Genomic DNA, 23,534 nt, shown 5'->3' with positions numbered 1-23,534 from the left:
TCAACCATTCGGTGATGAAATCGGCAATGCTCTCCGGCTGGTTGAGATCCAGGGATCTTGTCTTGACCGCTATCGATTTATCGCTGGCAACGGCGATAACAAACTCATCCAACATATCTTCAAGCGGCCTGCCTATCTCTTCACGATAGAGAATAATTTTACTGATGGGCTCATGTTTAAACCCCTCGACTAAAATCATATCCACCTTGCTACGATCAAAACGGCTGGCCAGATACTGAAGATCCAAAGGTTGCTGTTCCGGCGTTTCAGTCATTAAGGCCCAGCGACGATCGCTGGCGACCAAGGTTTGGTCGGCACCTGCTTTGCGCAGTTCATAACTGTCTTTGCCTGGTGTATCCACATCCATATCATGATGAGTATGTTTGATTAACCCTACGCGAATTTCCCGCTGTTTTAATAAAGGAATTAATTGCTTAAGCAGCGTAGTTTTACCCGTTCCGCTATAGGCGGCAATCGCCAGCAAGGGGGGAAGAGCATTATGCATTGGTGAGTCCTTTTTCCTGCTGCCAGCGCAGGCAGTCTTCCCGGGTATTAAGATTATGGAATGCCGTCTGATGGCCACTGAATACGATCTGCCGTGCACCTGCCGCATCCAGGAATAACATCAGCTTGCGTTCCCCGCGGGCCAGATACTCTTTCAACTGAGGCGCCAGGCTGGTATGCAACAGTGCCAGTGTGGGGTGTGCCCGCTCTCCATCGCTGGCATAGGCGGCCAGAGAACTGCCTTTCTGTTGCCAGAGTTGATCAACCAGCGTAGCGGGAAAATCGGGGACGTCGCAGGGAACAAAAACGACCCATTCGGTGGTCGCGTGTTGCAACCCGGCCAGCATGCCTGCTAGCGGGCCAGAAAAGTCTGGGGTCAGATCGCTGATGATTGGCAGACCGCTTTCGCCATAGCGTGCCTGATTGCGATTGGCACTGATGGCTATCTGGTTTACCTGCGGACGTAATCGAGAAAGCACGTACTGATACAGCGGTACACCGGCAATCTGAACCAGACCCTTATCATCCCCGCCCATACGTGTGGCGCGCCCACCGGCTAAAATAATGCCGGTAATCTCCTCATGCATATCTCTCATCCCGAAATTATGGCTAACGCCCTGATTGTAGCGCTAAAGAGGGGGCGACATCAGGATTTACCTTTATTGACAAGCTGCTTCTTTAACTGCGTTGTTAAGCCTGTTACTTTGTGTGTTTATTGATTCTATTGGATGATATTGCGATGAAAACGCACCGCGTAAACGAGCTGATTGAGCTGCTACAGCCAGCCTGGCAGGAAGATCCGGATCTCAACCTGATCCCGTTTTTGCAAAAACTGGCACAGGAAGCCGGTTTCCAGGGCAATCTGGCCGACCTGAGCGATGATATCCTGATCTACCACCTGAAAATGCGCGGTAGCGCCGGCACCGAACAGATCCCCGGCCTGAAAAAGGATTACGAGGAAGACTTCAAAACGGCATTGCTGCGTGCCCGTGGGGTGATAAAGGATTAGCATTCGTGCGGTAAGGTGAACCAGTTACTCGTGAAACCTGCCATTAATGCTACTATTTCTCATTCCCGGCACAGTGATGTCACCAAACGAAACCGAATGTTGTTATGAACAACTCAGCTTTTAATTTTCAGACCCTGTCGCCCGACCTGATTATGGACGCGTTGGAGGGTATTGGTCTGCGTGTAGATTCCGGGCTGACAGCGCTTAACAGCTATGAAAACCGCGTCTACCAGTTTATGGACGAAGATCGTAAGCGTTACGTGGTGAAGTTTTATCGACCCGAACGCTGGAGCGCAGAGCAAATTGGTGAAGAACACCAGTTCTCTCATGATCTTGCCTTGGCGGAGATCCCGGCAGTTGCACCACTGGTTCTGCAGGGTCAAACGTTGCATACGCACAGCGGTTTCTTTTTTACTGTCTTTCCCAGCGTTGGCGGACGGCAGTATGAGATCGATAATCTCGATCAACTGGAATGGGTGGGACGTTTCCTGGGGCGTATTCATCAGGTAGGCAGTGAAAGCCTGTTTGTGGAACGTCCGACAATGGGTATTGAGGAGTATCTCACTGTGCCACGTCAGGTATTGGCTAGCTGTGAACTGTTACCGAAGGCCCAGCGTGAAAATTTCCTGAATGCGACCGACAGGTTGATCGAGGCGATTAAGCAACATTGGCATCTGGACTGGCAGCCGCGGCGTTTGCACGGTGATTGCCATCCGGGCAATATCCTGTGGCGTGATGGCCCGCTGTTTGTCGATCTTGACGATTCGCGTAACGGCCCGGCGATACAAGATCTGTGGATGCTGTTGCACGGTGAACGTCGCGATCGCCTGATGCAGTTAGATATTCTGCTGGAAGCTTACTCCGAGTTTGCCGAGTTTGATCAAAGTGAATTAGCGTTGATCGAGCCGTTGCGGGCCATGCGCATGGTGTACTACCTGGCATGGGTTGCTCGTCGTTGGCAAGATCCCGCGTTTCCTAAAAGTTTTCCGTGGATGGCGGAGTCTGATTTTTGGTTATCTCAGACGGCGGCATTCACCGAGCAGGTTAAGCTGTTGCAGGAACCCCCTCTGCAGCTGATGCCAATGTATTGAAGCTTTAACACAATGGAGAGTTTAGTCTTATGAAGAAAATATGGTTGGCACTCGTTGGCATGGTAATGGCATTCAGTGCCTCGGCTGCGCAATTTAGCGATGGTGCTCAGTACGTAACCCTGGATAAGCCAGTGACCGGTGAACCTCAGGTACTGGAGTTCTTTTCCTTCTATTGCCCGCACTGTTATCAGTTTGAGCAGGTATATCACGTTTCTGAAAATGTGAAAAAAGCGCTGCCTGCGGGCACTAAAATGACCAAGTACCACGTCGAATTCCTGGGGCCGTTGGGTAAACAACTGACTCAGGCCTGGGCTGTGGCAATGGCGCTGGGTGTGGAAGATAAAGTTAGTCCGTTGATGTTTGAAGCGGTGCAGAAAACCCAGACCGTGCAAACTCCGGATGATATCCGCAACGTGTTTGTGAAGGCCGGCGTGAGTGCGGCTGATTATGATGGGGCCTTGAACAGCTTCGTGGTTAAATCCCTGGTGGTTCAACAGGAGAAAGCGGCAGAAGATCTGCAACTGCGTGGCGTGCCAGCGGTATTTGTTAACGGCAAATACATGGTTAAAAATGATGGCCTGGATACCAGCTCGATGGATGCTTACGTGAAGCAATTCGCCGAAGTGGTTAAATTCCTCAGCCAGCAGAAGTAACCGAGATTTAAAGTAAAAAAGCCGGCTTAGCTGGCTTTTTTTTACCCTACTGCTGTTTCAACTTATCCAGCAGCCGGTCTTTATCCTGCCACAGCGTATTCAACCAAAGCTGGAAACGACGCTTAAACTGCTTATCGTTAAAATAATCACCATGCATGGTTTCATCGATTGGCAGTAGCTCAATTCTTACCACCACGCGTTTCAATCGTCCGCAAAGCATATCCAGAAAAGGTCGCTCAGTATTTTCAGGATAAAGCAGAGTGACGTTTAACACTTTATCGAACTGCTTACCTAATGCACTGAGTGTAAAAGCAATGCCGGCGGCTTTTGGGGCCAATAAATTGCGGTAGGGGGAGTTGGTCTTAATTTTTTTTGCTTCAGTAAAGCGCGATCCTTCCACAAAATTGACGATGGTGGTTGGACGCTTACGGAATTTTTCGCAGGAGCGCCGAGTGGTTTCGATGTCATTACCGCGTTTTTCTGGGTGTTTAAGCAAATAGGCTCGTGAATAACGTTTCATGAATGGCATATCCAGCGCCCAGCAGGCCAGGCCAACAAAGGGTACCCAGGCTAGCTGTTGCTTAAGAAAGTATTTATTCATTGGAATATGGTTACGGAACAACACGCACAGCACCACAATATCCGACCAGCTTTCGTGATTGCTGATCAGCAGATACCAGTTTTTTCGCTCCAGCCCTTCCAGCCCTTCAATATCCCAATGTAAATGCCAGTTAATACGTAACAGCAGTGCCAACCCTACGCACCAGCACCACATCATAAAATCGGCAAAGGCGGAGATACGTCGCCAGACAGCAGGAAAGGGCACCAGTAGCTTAATGATACCGGCCAGCGTGATGGGGACTGAACAGAGTACGGTCACCAAAATGGCGAGCAGGGCTGAAAGTATAAAAATAACAGGGGATAACAATCTTGGCATGGTTATGGGCTGACGGTTGTGGGTAACAGCGTTACATGCCGATATGCATGAACAAAAAAATATTTTAACAGAAACCATTGGGGGAAAGCGCCCGTTAACAGTAACTGTTTTATAGAGGAAGAAATAGGCATTTGCTGCGTTTTCGTGCAACTTGCTCATCTTGTGCTATGGTAATTGAGGCGCCAAATTTGATGAATAGTGCTATTAAAATTGGGTGCAAGATATATCCACAAATTGCGTAAAAGTCGATAATTACCCTCAGTTAAAATCACGCCATTTAACGTAGTGATTTCAATAGGAATTTTATTTCCACTTATAACGATAAACACATCGTTATAATTTGCTGTCTTTTCTATGCACAAAGTTATCCACAGGCAGGATCTTGCGGATCGCTTCGCAAGATCACATGATTTTTATCTTCAATGCACGCTAAGGTTCGTCTCAGCCGTCTAGCTATGGCATGCTTACCGCCATGTCCGATCACGATAAAGATAAAGTAACGCTATGGCTCAAATTGCAGAAAACCCATTAATCCTGGTTGACGGTTCCTCTTACCTCTACCGCGCTTATCACGCCTTCCCTCCGCTGACCAACTCCGCGGGTGAACCGACCGGGGCAATGTACGGCGTGCTGAATATGCTGCGCAGCTTACTGCTGCAGTACCAGCCAAGCCATGTTGCGGTGGTGTTTGATGCCAAAGGAAAAACCTTCCGTGATGAGCTGTTCGCAGAATACAAATCGCATCGGCCACCGATGCCAGACGATCTGCGCGCGCAAATCGAGCCGTTGCACAAAATGGTCAAGGCCATGGGGCTGCCGCTGTTGGTCACGCCCGGCGTCGAAGCCGACGACGTCATTGGCACGCTGGCGCTGGAAGCTGAAAAGGCCGGTCATGCGGTGCTGATCAGCACCGGCGATAAAGACATGGCGCAGCTGGTCACGCCGAACGTCACCTTGATCAACACTATGAACAACACCATTCTCGGCCCGCAGGAAGTGTGCGACAAATACGGTATTCCGCCGGAGCTGATTATCGACTTCCTGGCGCTGATGGGGGATGCCTCGGATAACATCCCTGGCGTGCCAGGCGTGGGTGAGAAGACCGCGCAAGGGCTGTTACAGGGCCTGGGTGGGCTGGATGTGCTCTATGCCAATCTGGACAGTATCGCCACGCTCAGCTTCCGTGGGGCCAAGACCATGGCGGCCAAGCTGGAACAGAACAAAGAGATGGCATACCTCTCTTACAAGCTGGCTACCATCAAAACCGACGTCGAACTGGATCTGACCTGCGCCGATCTCGAAGTGTCTGCGCCGGACGTTGACGTATTGCAGCAGTTGTTCAAACAGTACGAATTTAAACGCTGGCTGGCCGATGTCGAAGCCGGCGTTTGGCTGGAAGGCAAGAAAGGTGCCGGCGCTAAAGCAACCAGCGCGGCGAAATCTTCTGCCAGTGCAGTGGCAGAAACCGGAAAAGCCCCGGCAGAAGCGACGTTGTCGCAAGAGGGTTACGTCACCATTCTGGATGAAGACACCTTTGCAGCGTGGCTGGAAAAACTGAAAAAAGCTGAAGTGTTCGCGTTTGATACCGAAACTGACGGCCTGGATACCCTGACCGCTAACCTGATCGGCCTGTCATTTGCCATTGCGCCGGGTGAAGCCGCTTATCTGCCGGTGGCACATGACTATCTTGACGCGCCAACACAGTTGGATCGCGCTCATGTGTTGGCCACGCTGAAGCCGCTGCTGGAAGACGAGAAAGCGCTGAAGGTCGGGCAAAACCTGAAGTTTGATATGGGCCTGCTGGCGCGTTACGACATTACTCTGCGCGGTATCGCCTTCGACACCATGCTGGAGTCCTATGTGCTGGACAGCGTGGGCGGTCGTCACGATATGGACAGCTTGTCCGATCGTTACCTTGGCCACAAAACTGTGACCTTTGAAGAGATTGCCGGCAAGGGTAAAAAGCAGCTCACCTTCAACCAGATTGCACTGGAGCAGGCAGCACCTTACGCCGCTGAAGATGCCGACGTGACGCTGCAATTACATTTGGCGATGTGGCCGCAATTGAAGGAAAGCGCCGAGCTGTTGACAGTATTTAATGATATTGAAATGCCGCTGTTGCCGGTGTTGTCGCATATCGAGCGCACCGGGGTACTGATTGACCAAAGCATTTTGGCCACCCATTCCATTGAATTGACCAAGCGCCTGGCTGAGCTGGAAATTCAGGCCCATGAACTGGCGGAAGAGCCATTCAACCTGGCGTCGACCAAACAGTTGCAGGCGATCCTGTATGAAAAACAAAAGCTGCCAATACTGAAGAAAACTCCGGGCGGTGCGCCTTCGACCAACGAAGAAGTGCTGGCTGAGTTGGCACTGGATTACCCGTTACCTAAGGTGATCCTGGAATACCGTGGCTTGGCGAAGCTGAAAACCACCTATACCGACAAGCTGCCGCTGATGATTAACCCGGTAAGTGGTCGGGTGCATACTTCCTATCATCAGGCGGTGACGGCTACCGGGCGTCTTTCTTCCAGCGATCCTAACCTGCAGAATATTCCGGTACGTAACGACGAAGGGCGCCGTATCCGTCAGGCCTTTATTGCCCCTGAAGGCTACCGCATTGTTGCTGCCGACTACTCGCAAATTGAACTGCGTATTATGGCTCACCTGTCGCAGGATGAGGGCTTGCTGAAAGCTTTTGCGGCAGGTGAAGACATCCACCGTGCCACGGCGGCCGAGGTGTTTGGCCTGCCGCTCGATAAAGTGACCAACGAGCAGCGCCGCAGCGCCAAGGCGATTAACTTCGGTCTGATTTATGGCATGAGCGCATTTGGTCTGGCGCGTCAGTTAGGGATCCCACGAGGTGAAGCGCAGCGCTACATGGATCTTTACTTCGAACGTTATCCGGGCGTGCTGGAGTATATGGAGCGCACCCGCCAGCAGGCCGCCAGTCAGGGCTACGTCAGCACGCTGGATGGCCGCCGTCTGTATCTGCCGGATGTCAGTTCCAGCAACGGCATGCGCCGTAAGGCGGCCGAGCGAGCGGCGATTAATGCCCCAATGCAGGGGACGGCAGCCGACATCATCAAACGTGCGATGATCGAAGTGGACGCCTGGCTGCAAGCTCAGGAGAAGCCACTGGTACGTATGATTATGCAGGTACACGATGAATTGGTGTTCGAGGTTCATGAGTCGGTGCTTGAGGAGTCCAACCAGCGTATTCGTGAGCTGATGGAAAACAGCATGGCGTTGGCCGTGCCGCTGAAAGTCGACGTTGGCGTGGGTGCCAATTGGGATGAAGCTCACTGATAATGCGGTGATTCGTCAGCCTGCTCCCCTGTGGGAGTGCTAACTGGCGATAACCTAAGCAGTTTTTGTAATTAAGCTACAAGATACGGCGATTGTTTCCGCAACCTCGCCGTTATTACGCACTAAACTGTGTAAGTAAACTACAAAAAATTCTTTTGCACTGCGAAAAAATCATGTAAAGTTACTCGCGTAGGGTACAGAGGTAAGATGTTCTATCTTTCAGACCTTTTACTTCACGTAATCGGATTTGGCTGAATATTTAGCCGCCCCAGTCAGTATTGACTGGGGCGTTTTTTATTGTAAAAACAAAGCTGAGCCATAAGTTTTCCCTATTCTCCCCGAAATGCTTTTCCCTCGTTCGCCCCCCTGAATTTGCTCATCCGCTGGGTTCCCATCGTTAAATGGTCATAAGAATTTATGATGGATTTCAGTCAAAACTGTAATTAGATAACGAAAAAGGCCTGACTTTGCGGATCGCAGGCGTAAAAAAGCCGATGCGTTTCCACATCGGCTACTGCGGCACCTGGGGCGTTATTATTCGCCGGTGGTGTCGTCATCTTCCGGCAGCACTTCCGGTGGGATCTCGTTAAACCAGGTATTCAGTTTCTGGCTCAGCTTGTCGACGCCGATTTTTTTCGGGGAGGAGAAGGCTTCAACCTGGATATCGCCCATAAACGGCACTACCGCTTCACGCACCATATTGAGCTGCGCTTTACGCGCACCAGATGCCAGCTTGTCCGCTTTGGTCAGCAGGATCATGACCGGCGTACCGACATCAACGGCCCATTGAATCATCTGTTGGTCGAGATCTTTCAACGGATGGCGGATATCCATCAGCACCACCAGGCCTTTCAGGCAGTTACGCATTTGCAGGTATTCACCCAGCGCGCGCTGCCATTTGCGTTTCATCTCTTCAGGAACTTCGGCGTAGCCATAACCTGGCAGGTCGACGAGGCGAATGCCTTCTTCCACTTCAAACAGGTTAATCAGCTGGGTACGGCCCGGCGTTTTACTGGTACGCGCCAGGCCTTTCTGGTTGGTCAGGGTATTTAATGCGCTGGATTTACCGGCATTAGAGCGACCGGCGAACGCAACTTCAATACCTTCATCCCCCGGAAGATGGCGAATATCGGGCGCACTGGTGACGAAATGGGTCACATGATAATTGTAATTCTTGCTGGTCAAAATTTTTCGTCTCCGCAAGGATGGCTAACTGGTTGGCGATTATAACTGCATCAGCGGTAAAAATGGTGTGTTTCTCTGTTTTTAAGCATCGGGCCAGCAGAGCATGGCAGTCAGATCTGACCGGGCTTGTGAGACATTCGCCATTCGAATAGGGGGCAATGTCGCTTTATTCGAAAGCTGTTTTTATTCTTTATCTTTAAAAACAGAATGTTAATTCTCCGTTGTGTTTTTTATTATGCCAATAGCCCGGCAGCTACCTTGAGCCTGATTCCCGATAGCGTAAAGTAGGTTGCAGCACAAGGCTGTGCAGGATTAAGGAACATCCGGGAAGGGTGATAAATCTCACGGAGTGCACAGGAAGTGCTGGAGTGCCAGGATGAACCCAGAAGGAATTGACCTATTTGCATCTGAATATGCGAATAGCACAAGGATGGTGAAGTCACTGCAATTTGGATGCCCGCGGGAAGCGCGCTCAGCAAGAGTGGATGCGCATGGATTGTGCCATGGACGATTTTTCTTTCAGGATGAAGGACGTAGTGCGGCAGGGAATGCGTTTATAGCAAAAGGAAAAACCAGGATGTTGAGTGTGCGCACGGAGCGCGTAGCAGGAATATCCTTCGAAAGAAGGTGCAAATAGGCGGCGGGTTTAACCTGCCGCCTTTTTTCTTTGTCCGCTTTCTGCTAGATTCCGCCGCAATCGTATAGCATCTATCTCTATACTGAATCTACATACCTAAGAGCATACGCTATGAACCAGCCATCAAAAGCACCTCGCGCCCCACGCAGCAGCGCGGCGACGCCGAAAAACAAAAAGAAAAGCCGTGCGGAGCTCGATCAGGAAGCCCGTGAACACAAGCGTGCGAAAAAACGCCGTGGTCTTGCTTCCGGTTCTCGCACCCAGGTTGAGTCCACTAATCAAAAAAATAAAGCGGCGGCTCAGGCCAAAGATCCGCGTATTGGCAGCAAGGTGCCGGTAGCGCTGGTGGTTGAAGATAAGCCAAAAGCCAAACCGCAACCCAAGCCGAAAGCAGAAGCCAAGCCTAAGCCACGTCTGACGCCGGAAGAAGAACTGGCCAAGCTGGAAAATGATGAGCGTCTGGACGCATTGCTGGATCGCATTGATGACGGCGAGACTCTGAGCGCCGAAGATCAGACCTATGTTGATCAGACTCTGGATCGTATCGATGCCCTGATGGAGCAATTGGGCATTGAATTGGGTGATGACGACGAAGAAGAAGAAGAGAAGCGGGAAGATATCCTGAAACTGCTGAAAGGCGGTAACCCAAAAGACGTAATTTAACGCGTCATGTGGCTGATCCTGACAATAGCCCTACTCTTGATGTGTTATCTGCTGTGGTTATTCGGTAAACTATGGCGGCTGTCTAAACGCAAAACGCGTTTTCGCAGCGCTTCCGCGGCCAGACAGCGTAGACAACTGCCCATTTCCCGGCCCGGTAGGAAAAAATATCGGAAGGAGTGAGCATGTCAGAGCAGGCAATTGTCTGGGATCTGGCCCTGATCCAGAAATATAACTATTCAGGGCCGCGTTATACCTCATACCCCACAGCGCTGGAGTTCAACCAGGGCTATGACGAAGCGGCGTTTCAACGCGCCGCTGCACGTTATCCAGAGCGTCCGCTGTCACTGTATGTGCATATCCCTTTCTGCCACAAACTCTGCTATTTCTGTGGCTGCAACAAGCTGGTGACGCGTCAGACGCACAAGGCCGATGAATATCTGGCGGTGCTGGCGCAGGAGATCGCCCAGCGCGCTCCCCTGTTTGCCGGGCGTAAAGTCGGTCAATTGCATTGGGGTGGCGGTACACCGACCTACCTGAGCAAGTCGCAAATCAGCAAGCTGGTGGCAATGCTGCGCCAACACTTTGATTTTCTCCCCGATTTGGAAATGTCGATCGAAGTCGATCCGCGCGAGATTGAGCTGGATGTGCTCGATCATTTACGCAGCGAAGGCTTTAACCGCCTGAGCATGGGGGTACAGGATTTCAATAAAGAAGTGCAGCGGCTGGTGAACCGTGAGCAGGATGAAACCTTTATCTTCGCTCTGATCGCCCGCGCCAAGGCTTTGGGCTTTAACTCCACCAATATCGATTTGATCTACGGGCTGCCAAAGCAGACGCCGGAGAGCTTCGCTTACACCCTGCAGCGGGTGGCGGAACTCAATCCGGATCGCCTCAGCGTATTCAACTATGCCCATATGCCGAATCTGTTTGCGGCCCAACGCAAAATCAAAGATGCGGATTTGCCCAGTGCACAGCAGAAACTGGATATCCTGCAGCAGACCATCGCCTCCCTGACCGAGTCCGGTTATCAGTTTATCGGCATGGATCACTTTGCCCGCCCGGATGATGAACTGGCCGTGGCACAGCGCGAAGGAAAACTGCACCGCAACTTCCAGGGGTACACCACTCAGGGGGATAGCGATTTGCTGGGGCTGGGTGTGTCCGCCATCAGCATGCTGGGGGACAGCTATGCCCAGAACCAGAAAGAGCTGAAGACCTATTACAGTAGCGTTGAGGCGCAGGGTAATGCCTTGTGGCGCGGCCTGGCGATGACGGAAGATGACTGCCTGCGGCGTGAGGTGATCAAAACGCTGATTTGCAATTTCAAACTGGACTATCTGGCGATAGAACAACAGTTCGCTATCGACTTCGCCGACTATTTTGCCGAAGACCTGCAACTGCTGGCACCGTTTGAACGCGATGGGCTGGTGGAGCGTGACGAGCAGGGTATCCGCGTCACGCCACGGGGTCGGTTGCTGATCCGCAATATCTGCATGTGTTTTGATATCTACCTGCGGCAACAGGCGCGGACTCAGCAATTCTCTCGGGTCATTTGATCAATAAAAAAACGGCCGCATTAGCGGCCATTTTTTCAATCAGCAATTCAACTGAAGAAATTAATCAGTGCTGCGCACAGCACCGCAGCAACGGCTGCCTGCGGCGTGTGGCTGGCGGCAGAGCCAAGCTCCGCGCCTTGGGAAATGAATGCGACCAATGAGTCCAGCATCGAGAGCCTCCAGAGTGTGCGTCCCGATCATACTGCCGCCAGAGCGGCTGTAAAGCCTGAAACAGTCGATTTTTTGTGCGCTTGATTGTGTTTTCTATAATCAACAACGCAAACTATTCCATTCCCAACTCTTTCAACTTGCGAGTTAACGTATTGCGGCCCCAACCCAGCAAGCGAGCGGCTTCCTGCTTATGCCCCTGGGTATGGCGCAGCGCAGTAGTGAGCAAAGTGCGCTCCATTTCCGGTTGCGCTTCCGACAGCAGGTTTTGATGACCGGAACGCAGTGCCCGGTCGGCCCACTGCGCCAGTAGCGTAGCCCAACTGTCCGGCAAGCTGTGGCCGGCCGTTTCCGGCGCAGCGGTTTCAAACAGCTCACTCGGCAGATCCTGAATCAGCACTTCCTGCCCGGCAGCCATCACGGTTAACCAGCGACAGGTGTTTTCCAACTGACGTACGTTACCTGGCCACGGCAGGCGGGTCAGGGCGGTTTCGGTTTCCGGATGCAGATTCTTCGCCTCAACGCCCAGCTCTTTTGCTGCCACTTGCAGGAAGTAGCGCGCCAGACGCGGTATGTCCTCTCGGCGTTCACGCAACGGCGGCAGATGTACGCGAATGACGTTCAGGCGATGGAACAGATCTTCACGGAATTTGCCTTCCTGTACCCGCAGCTCCAGGTTCTGGTGGGTGGCGGCGATAATGCGCACGTCCACCTTCACCGGTGCGTATCCACCGACCCGGTAGAATTGACCATCTGCCAGCACACGCAGTAAACGGGTTTGCACATCCAGCGGCATATCGCCGATTTCATCCAGGAACAGTGTCCCGCCGTCGGCCTGCTCAAAGCGGCCCTGACGGATCTGATTGGCGCCGGTAAAAGCCCCTTTCTCGTGGCCGAACAGCTCGGATTCGATCAGGTCTTTAGGGATCGCCGCCATATTCAACGCGATAAACGGAGATTTGGCTCGCGGGCTGTGGCGATGCAGGGCATGGGCCACCAGCTCTTTACCGGTGCCGGATTCGCCGTTGATCAGCACGCTGATCGATGAACGCGACAGGCGGCCGATAATGCGGAACACGTCCTGCATCGCCGGGGCTTCGCCGATAATGTCCGCCACCGGATCGTTGGCCGGCTGGCTGCGTGCCGGTTGTTGCTGCTCCTGATAATGGCTGATGGCACGCTCTACCAGCGCGACCGCTTCATCAATATCAAAGGGTTTTGGCAGATAATCGAACGCCCCTTGCTGGTAGGCGCTGACCGCAGCGTCCAAATCCGAATGTGCCGTCATTATGATGACCGGAAGCATGGGGTGACGCTGCTTGATCTGCTTGAGCAACGCCAGCCCATCCATACCCGGCATGCGGATGTCAGACAGCAACACGTCAGGAGTTTGCGTGGCCAGGGCTTCCAGTACCGCATTGCCACTTTCGAAGCTCACGCAGCTCACACCCGCTCCAGTGAGCGCGCGTTCAAGCACCCAGCGGATGGAGCTATCGTCATCGACGATCCAGACTATCCCTCGTTGCATAGAAAACCTCACTGGCGAATAGGCAGGTAAACCGAGAATTCGGTATGTCCTGGCCAACTGTTAAATTCAATTTTTCCGCAATGCTGATCGATAAGATTACGGGCGATGGATAAACCCAGGCCGGTTCCGCCTTCGCGTCCGCTGACCATTGGGTAAAACAGCGTGTCCTGCAACTGCGCCGGTACGCCGGGGCCGTCATCTTCAATATCGATACGTGCCGCTAACCGGTAGCGGGTGCCGTGCAGGGTTACCTGGAATGCGGTGCGGGTGCGCAGCGTGATGGTGCCGCCGGCTTCACCCAGCGCCTGCAGCGCATTGCGAGTGATGTTCAGCAACACCTGTTCAATTTGATCCGGGTCGTGCGCCAACTCCGGCAGACTCGGGTCGTAGTCGCGCACCAGCGTCACGTTATCCGGCTTCTCCAGCGACACCAGTTGGCAGACTCGTTCCGCCACCTGATGAATGCTCTGAGTAATGTGCTGGCCCGGCCGTTGCGGGCCCAGCAGGCGATCGACCAGATTGCGCAGGCGGTCGGCCTGTTCAATGATCACCTTGGTGTATTCGGTCAGCGACGGATCGGGCAGAGCCTTGGCCAGCAACTGTGCTGCACCGCGCAGCCCGCCAAGCGGATTTTTAATCTCATGCGCCAGGCCACGCACCAGATCGCGGGCGGCAACCTGCTGAGCGTGCTGCAGCTGTTCCTGGCTCAGGCGGCGTTGGTTATCCATGGGCGCCAGTTCGATCAGGATATAGCCTTCAGACAGCGTCTGGGCGGTCAGGGAGAGGATATGTGCGCGCCCGTCAACCACCAGGGTCACTTCGCTATCGGTAAAGCCCTGACCGGCACGCAGGCTCTCACGCATCAGATCGACGTTCAGCGAAAAATAGCCGAGCAGATCGGGTAACGGTGTACCGAAAAGTTTACGGGAACTTTGTGCCAGCAGTTGTTGTGCTGCCGGATTGGCGTAATGAACCGCCAGGTCATCATCCAACAGCAGGATGCTGTTGATGAGAGAATTGAGGATCTGCCCAGCATCGGGCAGCTTGCCAGTTGCCATACAGCAGACTCCTGCACCTTTTTAGTGCATCTATCCTACTCCATCCGCTATCTGCGCGGAACGGAATAGTTTTGCAGAAAATACGGTGGAGAAAAAAACCCATCCGAAGATGGGCAGAAAGTTTCCACGGCAACAAAAAAGACAACTAAATCTGAGCGCCGTCCGCAGACGGCGCGGTAGAACTTAAACGCTGTAGTACAGTTCGAACTCAACCGGGTGCGGCGTCATGCGAACGCGGTCCATTTCTTCTTTACGCAGATCGATGTAAGCGTCAATTGCGTCGTCGGTGAAGACGCCGCCACGGGTCAGGAACTCGCGGTCTTCGCTCAGTGCAGCCAGCGCTTCATCCAGAGAGCCTGCAACTTTTGGAATTTCAGCTTCTTCTTCCGGTGGCAGGTCATACAGGTTTTTGTCCATGGCATCGCCAGGGTGGATTTTGTTAATCACACCGTCCAGGCCTGCCATCAGCAGAGCCGCGAAGCACAGGTATGGGTTCGCCGCTGGATCCGGGAAACGGGCTTCGATACGGCGCGCTTTCGGGCTGGCTACCACTGGGATACGGATGGAAGCAGAACGGTTACGGGCTGAGTAAGCCAGCATTACCGGTGCTTCGTAGCCTGGGACCAGACGCTTGTAAGAGTTGGTGGTCGGGTTGGCCAGGGCGTTGATCGCTTTGGCGTGCTTGATGATGCCGCCGATGTAGAACAGGGCAGTTTCAGACAGGCCGCCGTATTTGTCGCCAGCGAACAGGTTAGTCCCGTTCTTGGACAGTGACATGTGGCAGTGCATACCGGAGCCGTTATCACCGAACATAGGTTTCGGCATGAAGGTTGCGGTTTTGCCAAATGCGTGAGCCACGTTGTGAACCACGTATTTGTAGATTTGGATTTCGTCGGCTTTCTTGGTCATGGTGTTGAAGCGGGTTGCCACTTCGTTCTGACCTGCGGTTGCCACTTCGTGGTGGTGCGCTTCAACCACCAGGCCCATTTCTTCCATGGTCAGACACATGGTAGAACGGATGTCCTGTGACGAGTCGACCGGAGGAACCGGGAAGTAACCGCCTTTGACTGCCGGACGGTGGCCTTTGTTGCCGCCATCGTATTGGGTGCCGGAGTTCCATGCGCCTTCGATATCGTCGATAGCTACGTGGGAACCACGGATGCTGCTGCCGAAGCGAATATCATCGAACAGGAAGAATTCTGGCTCTGGCCCGAACAGCACGGTGTCCGCGATGCCGGAAGAACGCAGGAAATCTTCTGCACGCTTGGAGATTGAACGTGGGTCACGGTCATAGCCCTGCATGGTGCCTGGCTCGAGGATGTCGCAACGAATGATCAGAGTGGATTCTTCGAAGAACGGATCCAATACCGCCGTGCTGGCGTCTGGCATCAGCACCATGTCAGATTCGTTGATGCCCTTCCAACCACCGATCGAGGAGCCGTCAAACATTTTACCTTCTTCGAAGAAGTCGGCATTTACCTGATGAGAAGGGATGGTAACGTGCTGTTCCTTACCCTTGGTGTCAGTGAAACGCAGGTCTACGAATTTCACTTCATGCTCATTCAGCATCGTCAATACGTGTTCAGCGGACATACTTAACTCTCCCGGATTTATCATTGTCTTCGTCGTGGAACGAATCTGTGGAACTGGCTTTTTTTGTCTTGAAAAGACTAAAGCGAAAACTGTGCCAACTTTGCGAAAGCGCTTTAATCGCCTTTCTGTGCGGCTTTTGCACAGAATCAGTATGCACCATTAGTGATGCATTGCACTTAAATGGTGCAATCAATGCGAGGTGGGGCACTGTAATGGTGCAAAAGTGCACCGGATGCTGCTTTTTGCACCGTGAAAGGGATCACATACTGACCTGTACACAGTTGTTTATAAGAGACTGTTGTGATCTTGTTTAGTCCCTCGCTTAATACGTGTACAATAGCGCGCTATTTCTAATGCCTGAGGCAAAGCTGTGATCGAAAATTTGCGTAACATCGCCATTATTGCCCACGTTGACCATGGTAAGACCACCCTGGTTGATAAGCTGCTGCAACAATCCGGTACTTTCGGAGAGCGTGTAGAAGCCACCGAACGCGTAATGGACTCCAACGATTTGGAGAAAGAGCGTGGGATTACCATCCTCGCTAAAAACACCGCCATTAATTGGAAAGACTACCGCATCAACATCGTGGATACCCCAGGACACGCCGACTTCGGCGGTGAGGTTGAGCGTGTGATGTCAATGGTTGACTCGGTGCTGCTGGTTGTGGATGCAATGGATGGCCCAATGCCGCAAACCCGCTTTGTGACCAAAAAAGCTTTTGCTAATGGTCTGAAGCCGATCGTGGTAATCAACAAGGTTGACCGTCCAGGCGCACGTCCTGATTGGGTTGTTGATCAGGTCTTCGACCTGTTCGTTAACCTCGACGCGACCGACGAGCAGCTCGACTTCCCAATCATCTATGCTTCTGCACTGATGGGGATCGCGGGTACTGACCACAACGAGATGGCGGAAGACATGACCCCGCTGTATCAAGCGATCGTAGACCACGTGTCTGCGCCGCAGGTTGAGCTCGAAGCACCGTTCCAGATGCAGATCTCTCAGCTGGACTACAACAACTACGTTGGCGTTATCGGCATCGGCCGTATCAAGCGTGGTAAGGTCAAGCCGAACCAGCAGATCACTATCATTGATAGCGAAGGCAAAACCCGTAACGGTAAAGTTGCCAAGGTTCTGACCCACATGGGTCTGGAGCGTATCGAAGCGCCTATCGCTGAAGCGGGTGACATCATCGCTATCACCGGTCTGGGCGAGCTGAACATCTCTGATACCATCTGTGATGTGAACGCGGTTGAAGCGCTGCCGGCACTGTCTGTTGATGAACCGACGGTAACCATGTACTTCAACGTCAACACCTCTCCGTTCTGTGGTAAAGAAGGCAAGTACGTGACTTCACGTCAGATCCTCGACCGTCTGAACAAAGAGCTGGTGCACAACGTGGCACTGCGTGTTGAAGAAACCGAAGATGCTGATGCATTCCGCGTATCTGGCCGTGGTGAACTTCACCTGTCGGTTCTGATCGAAAACATGCGTCGTGAAGGTTTCGAGCTGGCGGTTTCCCGTCCTAAAGTTATCAACCGTAAAATCGATGGCCGCATGCAAGAGCCATTCGAAAACGTGACGCTGGATATCGAAGAGCAGCACCAGGGTTCAGTCATGCAAGCCATGGGTGAGCGCAAAGGTGACGTTAAGGACATGATCCCGGACGGCAAAGGTCGTATTCGCCTGGATTACCTGATCCCTGCGCGTGGCCTGATCGGCTTCCGTACCGAATTCATGACCATGACTTCCGGTACCGGTCTGCTGTACTCCACCTTCAGCCACTACGATGACGTGCGCCAGGGTGAAATCGGCCAGCGCCAGAACGGCGTGCTGATCTCTAACGGCCAGGGCAAGGCAGTAGCATTCGCCCTGTTCGGTCTGCAAGATCGCGGCAAGCTGTTCCTGGGTCACGGTGCAGAAGTGTATGAAGGCCAGATCATCGGTATTCACTCACGTTCTAACGACCTGACCGTGAACTGCCTGACCGGTAAGAAGCTGACCAACATGCGTGCTTCCGGTACTGACGAAGCGACTACCCTGGTTCCTGCTATCAAAATGTCCCTGGAGCAAGCTCTGGAGTTCATCGATGATGACGAACTGGTAGAAGTTACGCCAACGTCCGTACGTATTCGTAAACGTCACCTGACTGAAAACGATCGTAAGCGTGCAAGCCGCGGTCCTAAAGAAGCTTAATCGCTGATTTAGTCTGCAACACTTAGGGCGCGTCCAGCGCCCTGAGTTTTTTCCTCTGCCTTTTCCCATTTCTGCCGCGTGCTATACGCTTTTCCACCTGCTCTCTATTCAGCCTCTGTTTTTCCCGCTACAGTAAAATCTCACCGGCCCATCAGGAGAGGACTATGCTGTATATCTTTGATTTAGGTAATGTGATCGTCGATATCGATTTCAAACGTGTACTGGGTGTATGGAGCAATTTAAGCGGTACGCCACTGGCGGTCTTGTCCGAACGTTTCACTATGGGCGAGTTGTTCCAACAGCACGAGCGCGGTGAAATCAGCGATGAAGATTTTGCTGAGCAACTCAGTGAAGAGATGGGCATCGCTCTGAGTTTCGAACAGTTCGCTACCGGCTGGCAGGCGGTGTTTGTCGCCCTGCGCCCGGAAGTGATCGACATCATGAAGCGTCTGCGTAGCGAAGGTCATCGGGTGGTGGTGCTATCCAATACCAATCGCCTGCACTGCAACTATTGGCCGCAACACTATCCACAAGTGGCTGAAGCCGTCGACCATCTGTACTTGTCTCAGGACCTGGGTATGCGCAAACCGGATGCCAACATCTTTCAGCATGTGTTAAGTGCAGAAAATACCTCGCCGGAGCAGGCCGTGTTTTTTGATGATGTGGCGGCTAACGTGGCAGCGGCTGAGGCACTGGGTATTAAAGGGGTGCACGTGACCGATCGTGACGTGGTACCGGCTTATTTTGCCCAATGACGGCGAAGGGTTAAGCTTAAGGCGTACAAACTGACATCAAGGAGTGGCTATGTCATTTTTCCGCCGCAAGAAGCTGCCCTCAGCGATCAAACCCAGCGTCACCTTCGGGCGGCTGCTGATCAAACGCGTCGACAGCGATGGCCTGACTATGCTGGCAGGCCATTTGGCCTATGTCTCTCTACTGTCGCTGGTGCCACTGGTGACCGTCGTCTTCGCGCTGTTTGCCGCCTTCCCGATGTTCTCCGATATCAGCGGCCAGCTGAAGAGCTTTATCTTTTCTAACTTCATGCCTGCCGCCGGCAACGTGATCCAGAGTTATCTGGAGCAGTTTGTCGCCAACTCCAACAAGATGACTGCCGTCGGCACTTGCGGGCTGATTGTCACCGCGCTGCTGTTGATCTCCTCAGTAGATAGCGTGCTCAATACCATCTGGCGCAGCAAGAACAAGCGTCCAATCGTGTTTTCGTTCGCAGTGTATTGGATGGTCCTGACCCTGGGGCCGTTGTTGGTGGGTGCCAGTATGGCGATCAGTTCCTATCTGCTGTCGCTTCACTGGTTGGCGCAGACCGGCGTCAATAGCCTGGTGGATCAGGTCTTGCGTATTTTTCCGCTGATCCTCTCGTGGATATCGTTCTGGCTGCTGTATTGCATTGTGCCGACGGTACGGGTGCCGCCCAAGGACGCATTGATTGGTGCGCTGGTGGCTGGGGTGTTGTTTGAGCTGGGCAAGAAGGGGTTTGCACTGTACGTCACCATGTTCCCGTCTTATCAGTTGATTTATGGCGTGTTGGCGGTGATCCCCATTTTATTCCTCTGGGTCTACTGGAGCTGGTGTATCGTGTTACTCGGTGCGGAAATCACGGTGACAATAGGGGAATACCGCGACTACCGCCAACAGAAGGCGGAACAACAGGATAGGTCATCAGAAGGGCAGCTATGATTGCGTTAATTCAACGGGTATTAAATGCCAGCGTCACGGTCGAAGGTCAGACGGTAGGTAATATCGGCCCAGGTTTGTTAGTGTTATTGGGCGTGGAACAAGGCGATAACGAGCAGAAGGCCGTGCGTTTGTGTGAACGTGTACTGGGGTACCGCATTTTTGGCGATGAGAACGACAAGATGAATCTCAATGTCCAACAGGCAGGGGGCAGCTTGTTGGTGGTCTCGCAGTTTACGCTGGTGGCCGATACGCAAAAAGGCATGCGTCCGAGTTTCTCACGCGGCGCGCAACCGCAGGAAGCCGATAGGTTATACCAATATTTTGTTGGCCAGTGCCGCGAGCGCGGCATAGAAACCCAAACCGGTGAGTTCGCTGCGGACATGAAAGTCGCGCTGGTGAACGATGGGCCGGTGACGTTTTGGCTTCAGGTTTAAGTATTTTCAAAGAGAAGGCGTCTATGTATCACCTACGAGTACCGGTAACAGAACAAGAACTGAAGGATTATTACCAGTTCCGCTGGGAAATGCTGCGCAAGCCGTTGCACCAGCCGGTGGGGTCGGAAAAGGATGCCTATGACGCCATGGCGCATCACCAAATGGTGGTGGATGAGGCCGGAAAAATTGTCGCGATTGGGCGGCTGTATATTAATGCCGACAACGAAGCAGCGATTCGTTTTCTGGCGGTAGACCCGACGGTGCAGGACAAGGGGTTGGGTACGTTGGTGGCCATGACCCTGGAGTCTGTGGCGCGCCAGGAAAGCGTGAAGCGTGTAGTGTGTAGCGCCCGTGAAGATGCGGTGGATTTCTTTGCCAAACTTGGCTTCGTCAATCAGGGGGAGATCACTGCACCGCAAACCACGCCGATTCGTCACTTCCTGATGATAAAACCCGTGGCGACGCTGGACGACATTCTGCATCGCCCCGACTGGTGCGGTCAGCTACAGCAGGCCTGGTACGATCATATTCCACTCAGTGAGAAAATGGGCGTGCGCATTAGCCAATACACAGGTCAACGCTTTGTCACCACCATGCCTGAGATCGGCAACCAGAACCCGCACCATACGCTGTTCGCCGGTAGCCTGTTCTCGTTGGCGACGCTGACCGCCTGGGGGTTGATCTGGCTGTTGCTGCGTGAGCGCCATTTGGGCGGCACCATTATTCTGGCGGATGCCCATATCCGATACAGTAAGCCGATCACCGGTCGGCCACGAGCGGTGGCGGATCTCAGTTCGTTAAGTGGAGATCTGGCCCGCCTGGCGCGTGGTCGCCGTGCCCGCGTGCAGGCGGAAGTTCACCTGTTCGGTGACGATGACAGAGGGGCGGTGTTTGAAGGTACTTATATGGTGCTGCCCGCCGAGCCGGAAGTGCCCCTGGACCAGGGCGGCTGCGAGGCGATCGTCTAGCGGAATAAGCATGAGAGTTACCTGGTTTGCATGAGGCTGGTGGCTTCTACAAACAGGTAACTCTCAATGTGTTAGCGGTTAGCAGCCTGGGTGCATGTTATCTGCGCCTTTAATACGCCATACGCCCCATTCACCGGCAGCTCCGGGCACATCGCCCTGGGTCCACCAACCGTTCATCCACTCTTTACCGTCGTAGGTCACTTTGGTGCAGAGTTTGTCGTAAGCCTTACTGCTATCCCAGGTGGGGGCCGATGCGACATCCAGCAGGGTAAAGCTCAAACTTTCCTGCTTTATCGATTCCCCTTGTTCATTGGTCGCCTTATATTTCAGGGCATACTGACCTGCTGTCACGTCCGTCAGCGCGATTTTTACCGTAGTGCTGTCATTTTCAATCGTCTGTTTTATCGCACCTTTTTTAGCGCCATTTTGACTGACCACTTCGGCTTCCAGCGTGATGTTTCCTTCCACCTGAGCGCTAAAACTCAGCGTTGAACGCCCTTGCTGGATGATCTCCGCCTGCAAATTTGAAATCGTCAGGCTTTCCTCTGCCGGGGTTTCACCGAGCATTTTTTCTGCGGCTTTCATCAAATCAGGCTGGGTGCCTATCGGTTGATGGGTATCGACCAGTGGAGTGCCGGTATCGCTCAGCAGCTTGCGCAATTGTTTTGGCGAGAGCGGTTTGCCGTATTTTTTTGCCAGCCCCGACAGACTGGCGGCCCCCCGGCGATAATCGGGTTAGCAGATGAGGTGCCTGCAAATGATCGGGTATATTGTGCATTGGATGCATTCCACAGATCTGCCGAAATATTATGTGACGTGGTGGTGACCACGTCCCAGCATCCCCAACTGGCGCTATCGATTCGTGAACCATAGGTACTGAAATGGGATTTTTTTCCATTTTCGGCACAAACAGCCCCGGCGATAATGGCACCGGAATCTCTGACATTACGATCGAATTTCCCCTGGAAAACAGGGCGATCGAGATTTACGTTCCCATTGCCCGCCGCCATAATGACGTGAATGCCGCTATCCGTGGCGGTTTTAATCGCATCAAACCAGGCTTGTTCATGTTCTACCGGCAGATAGCATTCGTTGCCATAACATTCAGATGCAGGGATAAGCGGAGTCCATCCTTGCTGCCCCAGTTGCACCACGTCCCCGGCTTTCAGCAATTTAACCCCTTTTATAAAGTCATCCACCGGCCAGGCGGCATAGGAAAATTGCGCTTGATGAGCAATGCCCAGCACACCAAAGCCATTGTCTTTTCCGGCCATAATGCCGAGTGAGCTGGTATCGTGATATCGAGATGGGGCATGATCTTGGCCGATGGAGAACAGGGCTTTGGGCAGGTCAACATGATTGGTATCCCAATGCCCGTTTTCGCTGGACATTACGGTGACGCCTTCGCCTTTAGCGCCGGAATAATGTTTGTGTAAGTTTAATGCATTGATACCGCCCAGAGCATAGCCGGCGCGTCGTTCGTCGGGGGATTTAAGGTAATCTTGTCGCTCAATAAAGGAAGGGATGCTACCGGTGCTGCGTTCTGGCATCTTATCCAATGAGAAATGGTCAGCATAGTCGGACTCAGTGGTATATTCATCCATTGGCACCGGTTTAGTGGCTGGATAAATGATATCGACATCTTTATCGTTCTCAAACATTCTGACAATATTGTTAATGTACTCAATACCCCTGGATTTCTCGTCGGGTATTTTCACTACGAAATACTTGTTTAAACCATTAACCTTACTGGCACGGCCAATCAGCGAACTGCGCTGAGTTTCCTTAAACAGTTTTTCAAACTTCATTTCAATCCCATCACTGCCGTACAGCGACAGGCTTTGCCCACCATTCCTGCTTTGTATGCCTTCGCCTATATCCTTCAAACCCTGATCGCTTAATTTAATCACGACTGACGAATAATCGATGTTTTCGCCGGCATAAAAATCGGCCTTGGCCATAGCGTTAACAGAGTAGATGGCAAGCAGGGTAAGAAGTAATGACTTTCTCATGATGACCTCGAGTTATTTTTAGTCTGCATTAAAACTCATGCGGAATATCCATTGATAATAAAAATACCAATTAAAATTGACGCTATCCTGACGGTGGTGGGTTTAACGGTGTGCAAGGTATACTTTGAATAAATACTCAATGACATAATGCTTTTATTAAAAATAATAAAAATTCATTATTTTTATTATTAATGCAGGGATTATGTAAGTCGTAATTAGAGGGATATAAGGCATTGGCACTATACCGATGCTTATCATACGGGCGGTGTTTTAAGGGGAAATAAGGGGGTTAAGAGAGTCAGTGCCACTCAGGCTGTGCACGGGCGGCATACAACGTTAA

General features: G+C 52.5%; 22 protein-coding genes. 12 read left to right on the top strand and 10 right to left on the bottom strand.

All coding sequences use genetic code 11. The annotated features are described in order from the left end of the window. A partial coding sequence (mobB, locus tag E5C26_RS24515) for a molybdopterin-guanine dinucleotide biosynthesis protein MobB (protein WP_135318569.1) occupies positions 1-505 on the bottom strand: 505 nt, incomplete at its 3' end. Next, on the bottom strand, positions 498-1,091 hold the full coding sequence (gene mobA / locus E5C26_RS24510; protein WP_135318568.1) for a molybdenum cofactor guanylyltransferase MobA: 594 nt from the start codon (positions 1,089-1,091) through the stop codon (positions 498-500). The genes mobA and mobB, both read right to left, overlap by 8 nt. A gap of 152 nt (positions 1,092-1,243) precedes the next feature. Between mobA and E5C26_RS24505 the strand changes: the two genes are divergently transcribed. The 3 genes from E5C26_RS24505 to dsbA all read left to right on the top strand — a co-directional run bounded on the left by E5C26_RS24505 (position 1,244) and on the right by dsbA (position 3,257). Then, on the top strand, positions 1,244-1,513 hold the full coding sequence (locus E5C26_RS24505) for a YihD family protein (RefSeq protein WP_012147559.1): 270 nt from the start codon (positions 1,244-1,246) through the stop codon (positions 1,511-1,513). A 104-nt stretch (positions 1,514-1,617) separates the two neighbouring features. Next, on the top strand, positions 1,618-2,604 hold the full coding sequence (locus tag E5C26_RS24500) for a serine/threonine protein kinase (protein ID WP_135318567.1): 987 nt from the start codon (positions 1,618-1,620) through the stop codon (positions 2,602-2,604). 29 nt (positions 2,605-2,633) lie between these two features. Continuing rightward, positions 2,634-3,257 (top strand): thiol:disulfide interchange protein DsbA, encoded by a 624-nt coding sequence (dsbA, locus tag E5C26_RS24495; RefSeq protein WP_135318566.1) that lies wholly within the window; start codon positions 2,634-2,636, stop codon positions 3,255-3,257. A 46-nt stretch (positions 3,258-3,303) separates the two neighbouring features. Here the strand turns inward: dsbA and E5C26_RS24490 are convergent, their stop codons facing one another. Then, the gene (locus E5C26_RS24490; protein WP_135318571.1) at positions 3,304-4,194 is read right to left on the bottom strand and encodes an acyltransferase; all 891 of its coding nucleotides are present in this window, start codon (positions 4,192-4,194) and stop codon (positions 3,304-3,306) included. A gap of 504 nt (positions 4,195-4,698) precedes the next feature. Between E5C26_RS24490 and polA the strand changes: the two genes are divergently transcribed. Further along, a complete protein-coding gene (gene polA, locus E5C26_RS24485; RefSeq protein ID WP_135318565.1) occupies positions 4,699-7,503 on the top strand; it encodes a DNA polymerase I in 2,805 nt (934 codons plus the stop codon). Between the two features lie 207 nt (positions 7,504-7,710). Continuing rightward, complete coding sequence (locus E5C26_RS25010; RefSeq protein ID WP_071892919.1) at positions 7,711-7,758, top strand: spot 42 RNA, inhibition of DNA synthesis; 48 nt, start codon at positions 7,711-7,713, stop codon at positions 7,756-7,758. A 279-nt stretch (positions 7,759-8,037) separates the two neighbouring features. Here E5C26_RS25010 and yihA read toward each other — a convergent pair whose 3' ends face one another. Beyond that, complete coding sequence (gene yihA / locus E5C26_RS24480; RefSeq protein WP_135318564.1) at positions 8,038-8,688, bottom strand: ribosome biogenesis GTP-binding protein YihA/YsxC; 651 nt, start codon at positions 8,686-8,688, stop codon at positions 8,038-8,040. 748 nt (positions 8,689-9,436) lie between these two features. Between yihA and yihI the strand changes: the two genes are divergently transcribed. Together yihI and hemN are read left to right on the top strand one after the other, a co-directional pair. After that, on the top strand, positions 9,437-9,988 hold the full coding sequence (gene yihI, locus E5C26_RS24470; protein WP_135318563.1) for a Der GTPase-activating protein YihI: 552 nt from the start codon (positions 9,437-9,439) through the stop codon (positions 9,986-9,988). A 182-nt stretch (positions 9,989-10,170) separates the two neighbouring features. Continuing rightward, the gene (gene hemN / locus E5C26_RS24460; RefSeq protein ID WP_135318562.1) at positions 10,171-11,544 is read left to right on the top strand and encodes an oxygen-independent coproporphyrinogen III oxidase; all 1,374 of its coding nucleotides are present in this window, start codon (positions 10,171-10,173) and stop codon (positions 11,542-11,544) included. Between the two features lie 47 nt (positions 11,545-11,591). Here the strand turns inward: hemN and E5C26_RS24675 are convergent, their stop codons facing one another. From E5C26_RS24675 to glnA, 4 genes are all read right to left on the bottom strand, one after another. After that, positions 11,592-11,714 carry a YshB family small membrane protein gene (locus E5C26_RS24675; protein WP_017894468.1) on the bottom strand — a complete coding sequence of 41 codons (123 nt, stop codon included), beginning with the start codon at positions 11,712-11,714 and terminating at the stop codon, positions 11,592-11,594. Between the two features lie 113 nt (positions 11,715-11,827). Next, the gene (gene glnG, locus E5C26_RS24455) at positions 11,828-13,240 is read right to left on the bottom strand and encodes a nitrogen regulation protein NR(I) (protein WP_135318561.1); all 1,413 of its coding nucleotides are present in this window, start codon (positions 13,238-13,240) and stop codon (positions 11,828-11,830) included. An 8-nt stretch (positions 13,241-13,248) separates the two neighbouring features. Next, the gene (gene glnL, locus E5C26_RS24450; protein ID WP_135318560.1) at positions 13,249-14,298 is read right to left on the bottom strand and encodes a nitrogen regulation protein NR(II); all 1,050 of its coding nucleotides are present in this window, start codon (positions 14,296-14,298) and stop codon (positions 13,249-13,251) included. A gap of 183 nt (positions 14,299-14,481) precedes the next feature. Further along, complete coding sequence (glnA, locus tag E5C26_RS24445; protein ID WP_135318559.1) at positions 14,482-15,891, bottom strand: glutamate--ammonia ligase; 1,410 nt, start codon at positions 15,889-15,891, stop codon at positions 14,482-14,484. 370 nt (positions 15,892-16,261) lie between these two features. Between glnA and typA the strand changes: the two genes are divergently transcribed. From typA to fabY, 5 genes are all read left to right on the top strand, one after another. Beyond that, positions 16,262-18,085 (top strand): ribosome-dependent GTPase TypA, encoded by a 1,824-nt coding sequence (typA, locus tag E5C26_RS24435; protein WP_012147548.1) that lies wholly within the window; start codon positions 16,262-16,264, stop codon positions 18,083-18,085. 164 nt (positions 18,086-18,249) lie between these two features. After that, a complete protein-coding gene (yihX, locus tag E5C26_RS24430; protein ID WP_135318557.1) occupies positions 18,250-18,840 on the top strand; it encodes a glucose-1-phosphatase in 591 nt (196 codons plus the stop codon). Positions 18,841-18,889: 49 nt separating this feature from the next. Next, positions 18,890-19,780: a virulence factor BrkB family protein gene (locus tag E5C26_RS24425; protein ID WP_135318556.1), complete on the top strand. Its 891-nt coding sequence runs from the start codon at positions 18,890-18,892 to the stop codon at positions 19,778-19,780. Then, the gene (dtd, locus tag E5C26_RS24420) at positions 19,777-20,214 is read left to right on the top strand and encodes a D-aminoacyl-tRNA deacylase (protein WP_135318555.1); all 438 of its coding nucleotides are present in this window, start codon (positions 19,777-19,779) and stop codon (positions 20,212-20,214) included. Before E5C26_RS24425 ends, dtd begins: the two co-directional genes overlap by 4 nt. Before the next feature lie 23 nt (positions 20,215-20,237). Continuing rightward, complete coding sequence (gene fabY, locus E5C26_RS24415; RefSeq protein WP_135318554.1) at positions 20,238-21,182, top strand: fatty acid biosynthesis protein FabY; 945 nt, start codon at positions 20,238-20,240, stop codon at positions 21,180-21,182. A gap of 78 nt (positions 21,183-21,260) precedes the next feature. Here the strand turns inward: fabY and E5C26_RS24860 are convergent, their stop codons facing one another. Together E5C26_RS24860 and E5C26_RS24410 are read right to left on the bottom strand one after the other, a co-directional pair. Beyond that, entirely contained in the window at positions 21,261-21,842 is a 582-nt protein-coding gene (locus tag E5C26_RS24860; RefSeq protein ID WP_240776146.1) for a copper resistance protein CopC, read from the bottom strand. Further along, entirely contained in the window at positions 21,827-23,194 is a 1,368-nt protein-coding gene (locus E5C26_RS24410; protein WP_240776145.1) for a S8 family serine peptidase, read from the bottom strand. Before E5C26_RS24410 ends, E5C26_RS24860 begins: the two co-directional genes overlap by 16 nt. Between the last annotated feature and the right edge of the window lie 340 nt (positions 23,195-23,534).

Origin of the sequence: Serratia proteamaculans (genome assembly GCF_004684015.1) — a bacterium.
In the GTDB taxonomy this organism is placed as follows: Bacteria; Pseudomonadota; Gammaproteobacteria; order Enterobacterales; family Enterobacteriaceae; genus Serratia; species Serratia proteamaculans_F.
The sequence above is the reverse complement of the archived record's forward strand: the minus strand, read 5'-3'. Positions and strand labels throughout refer to the sequence as shown.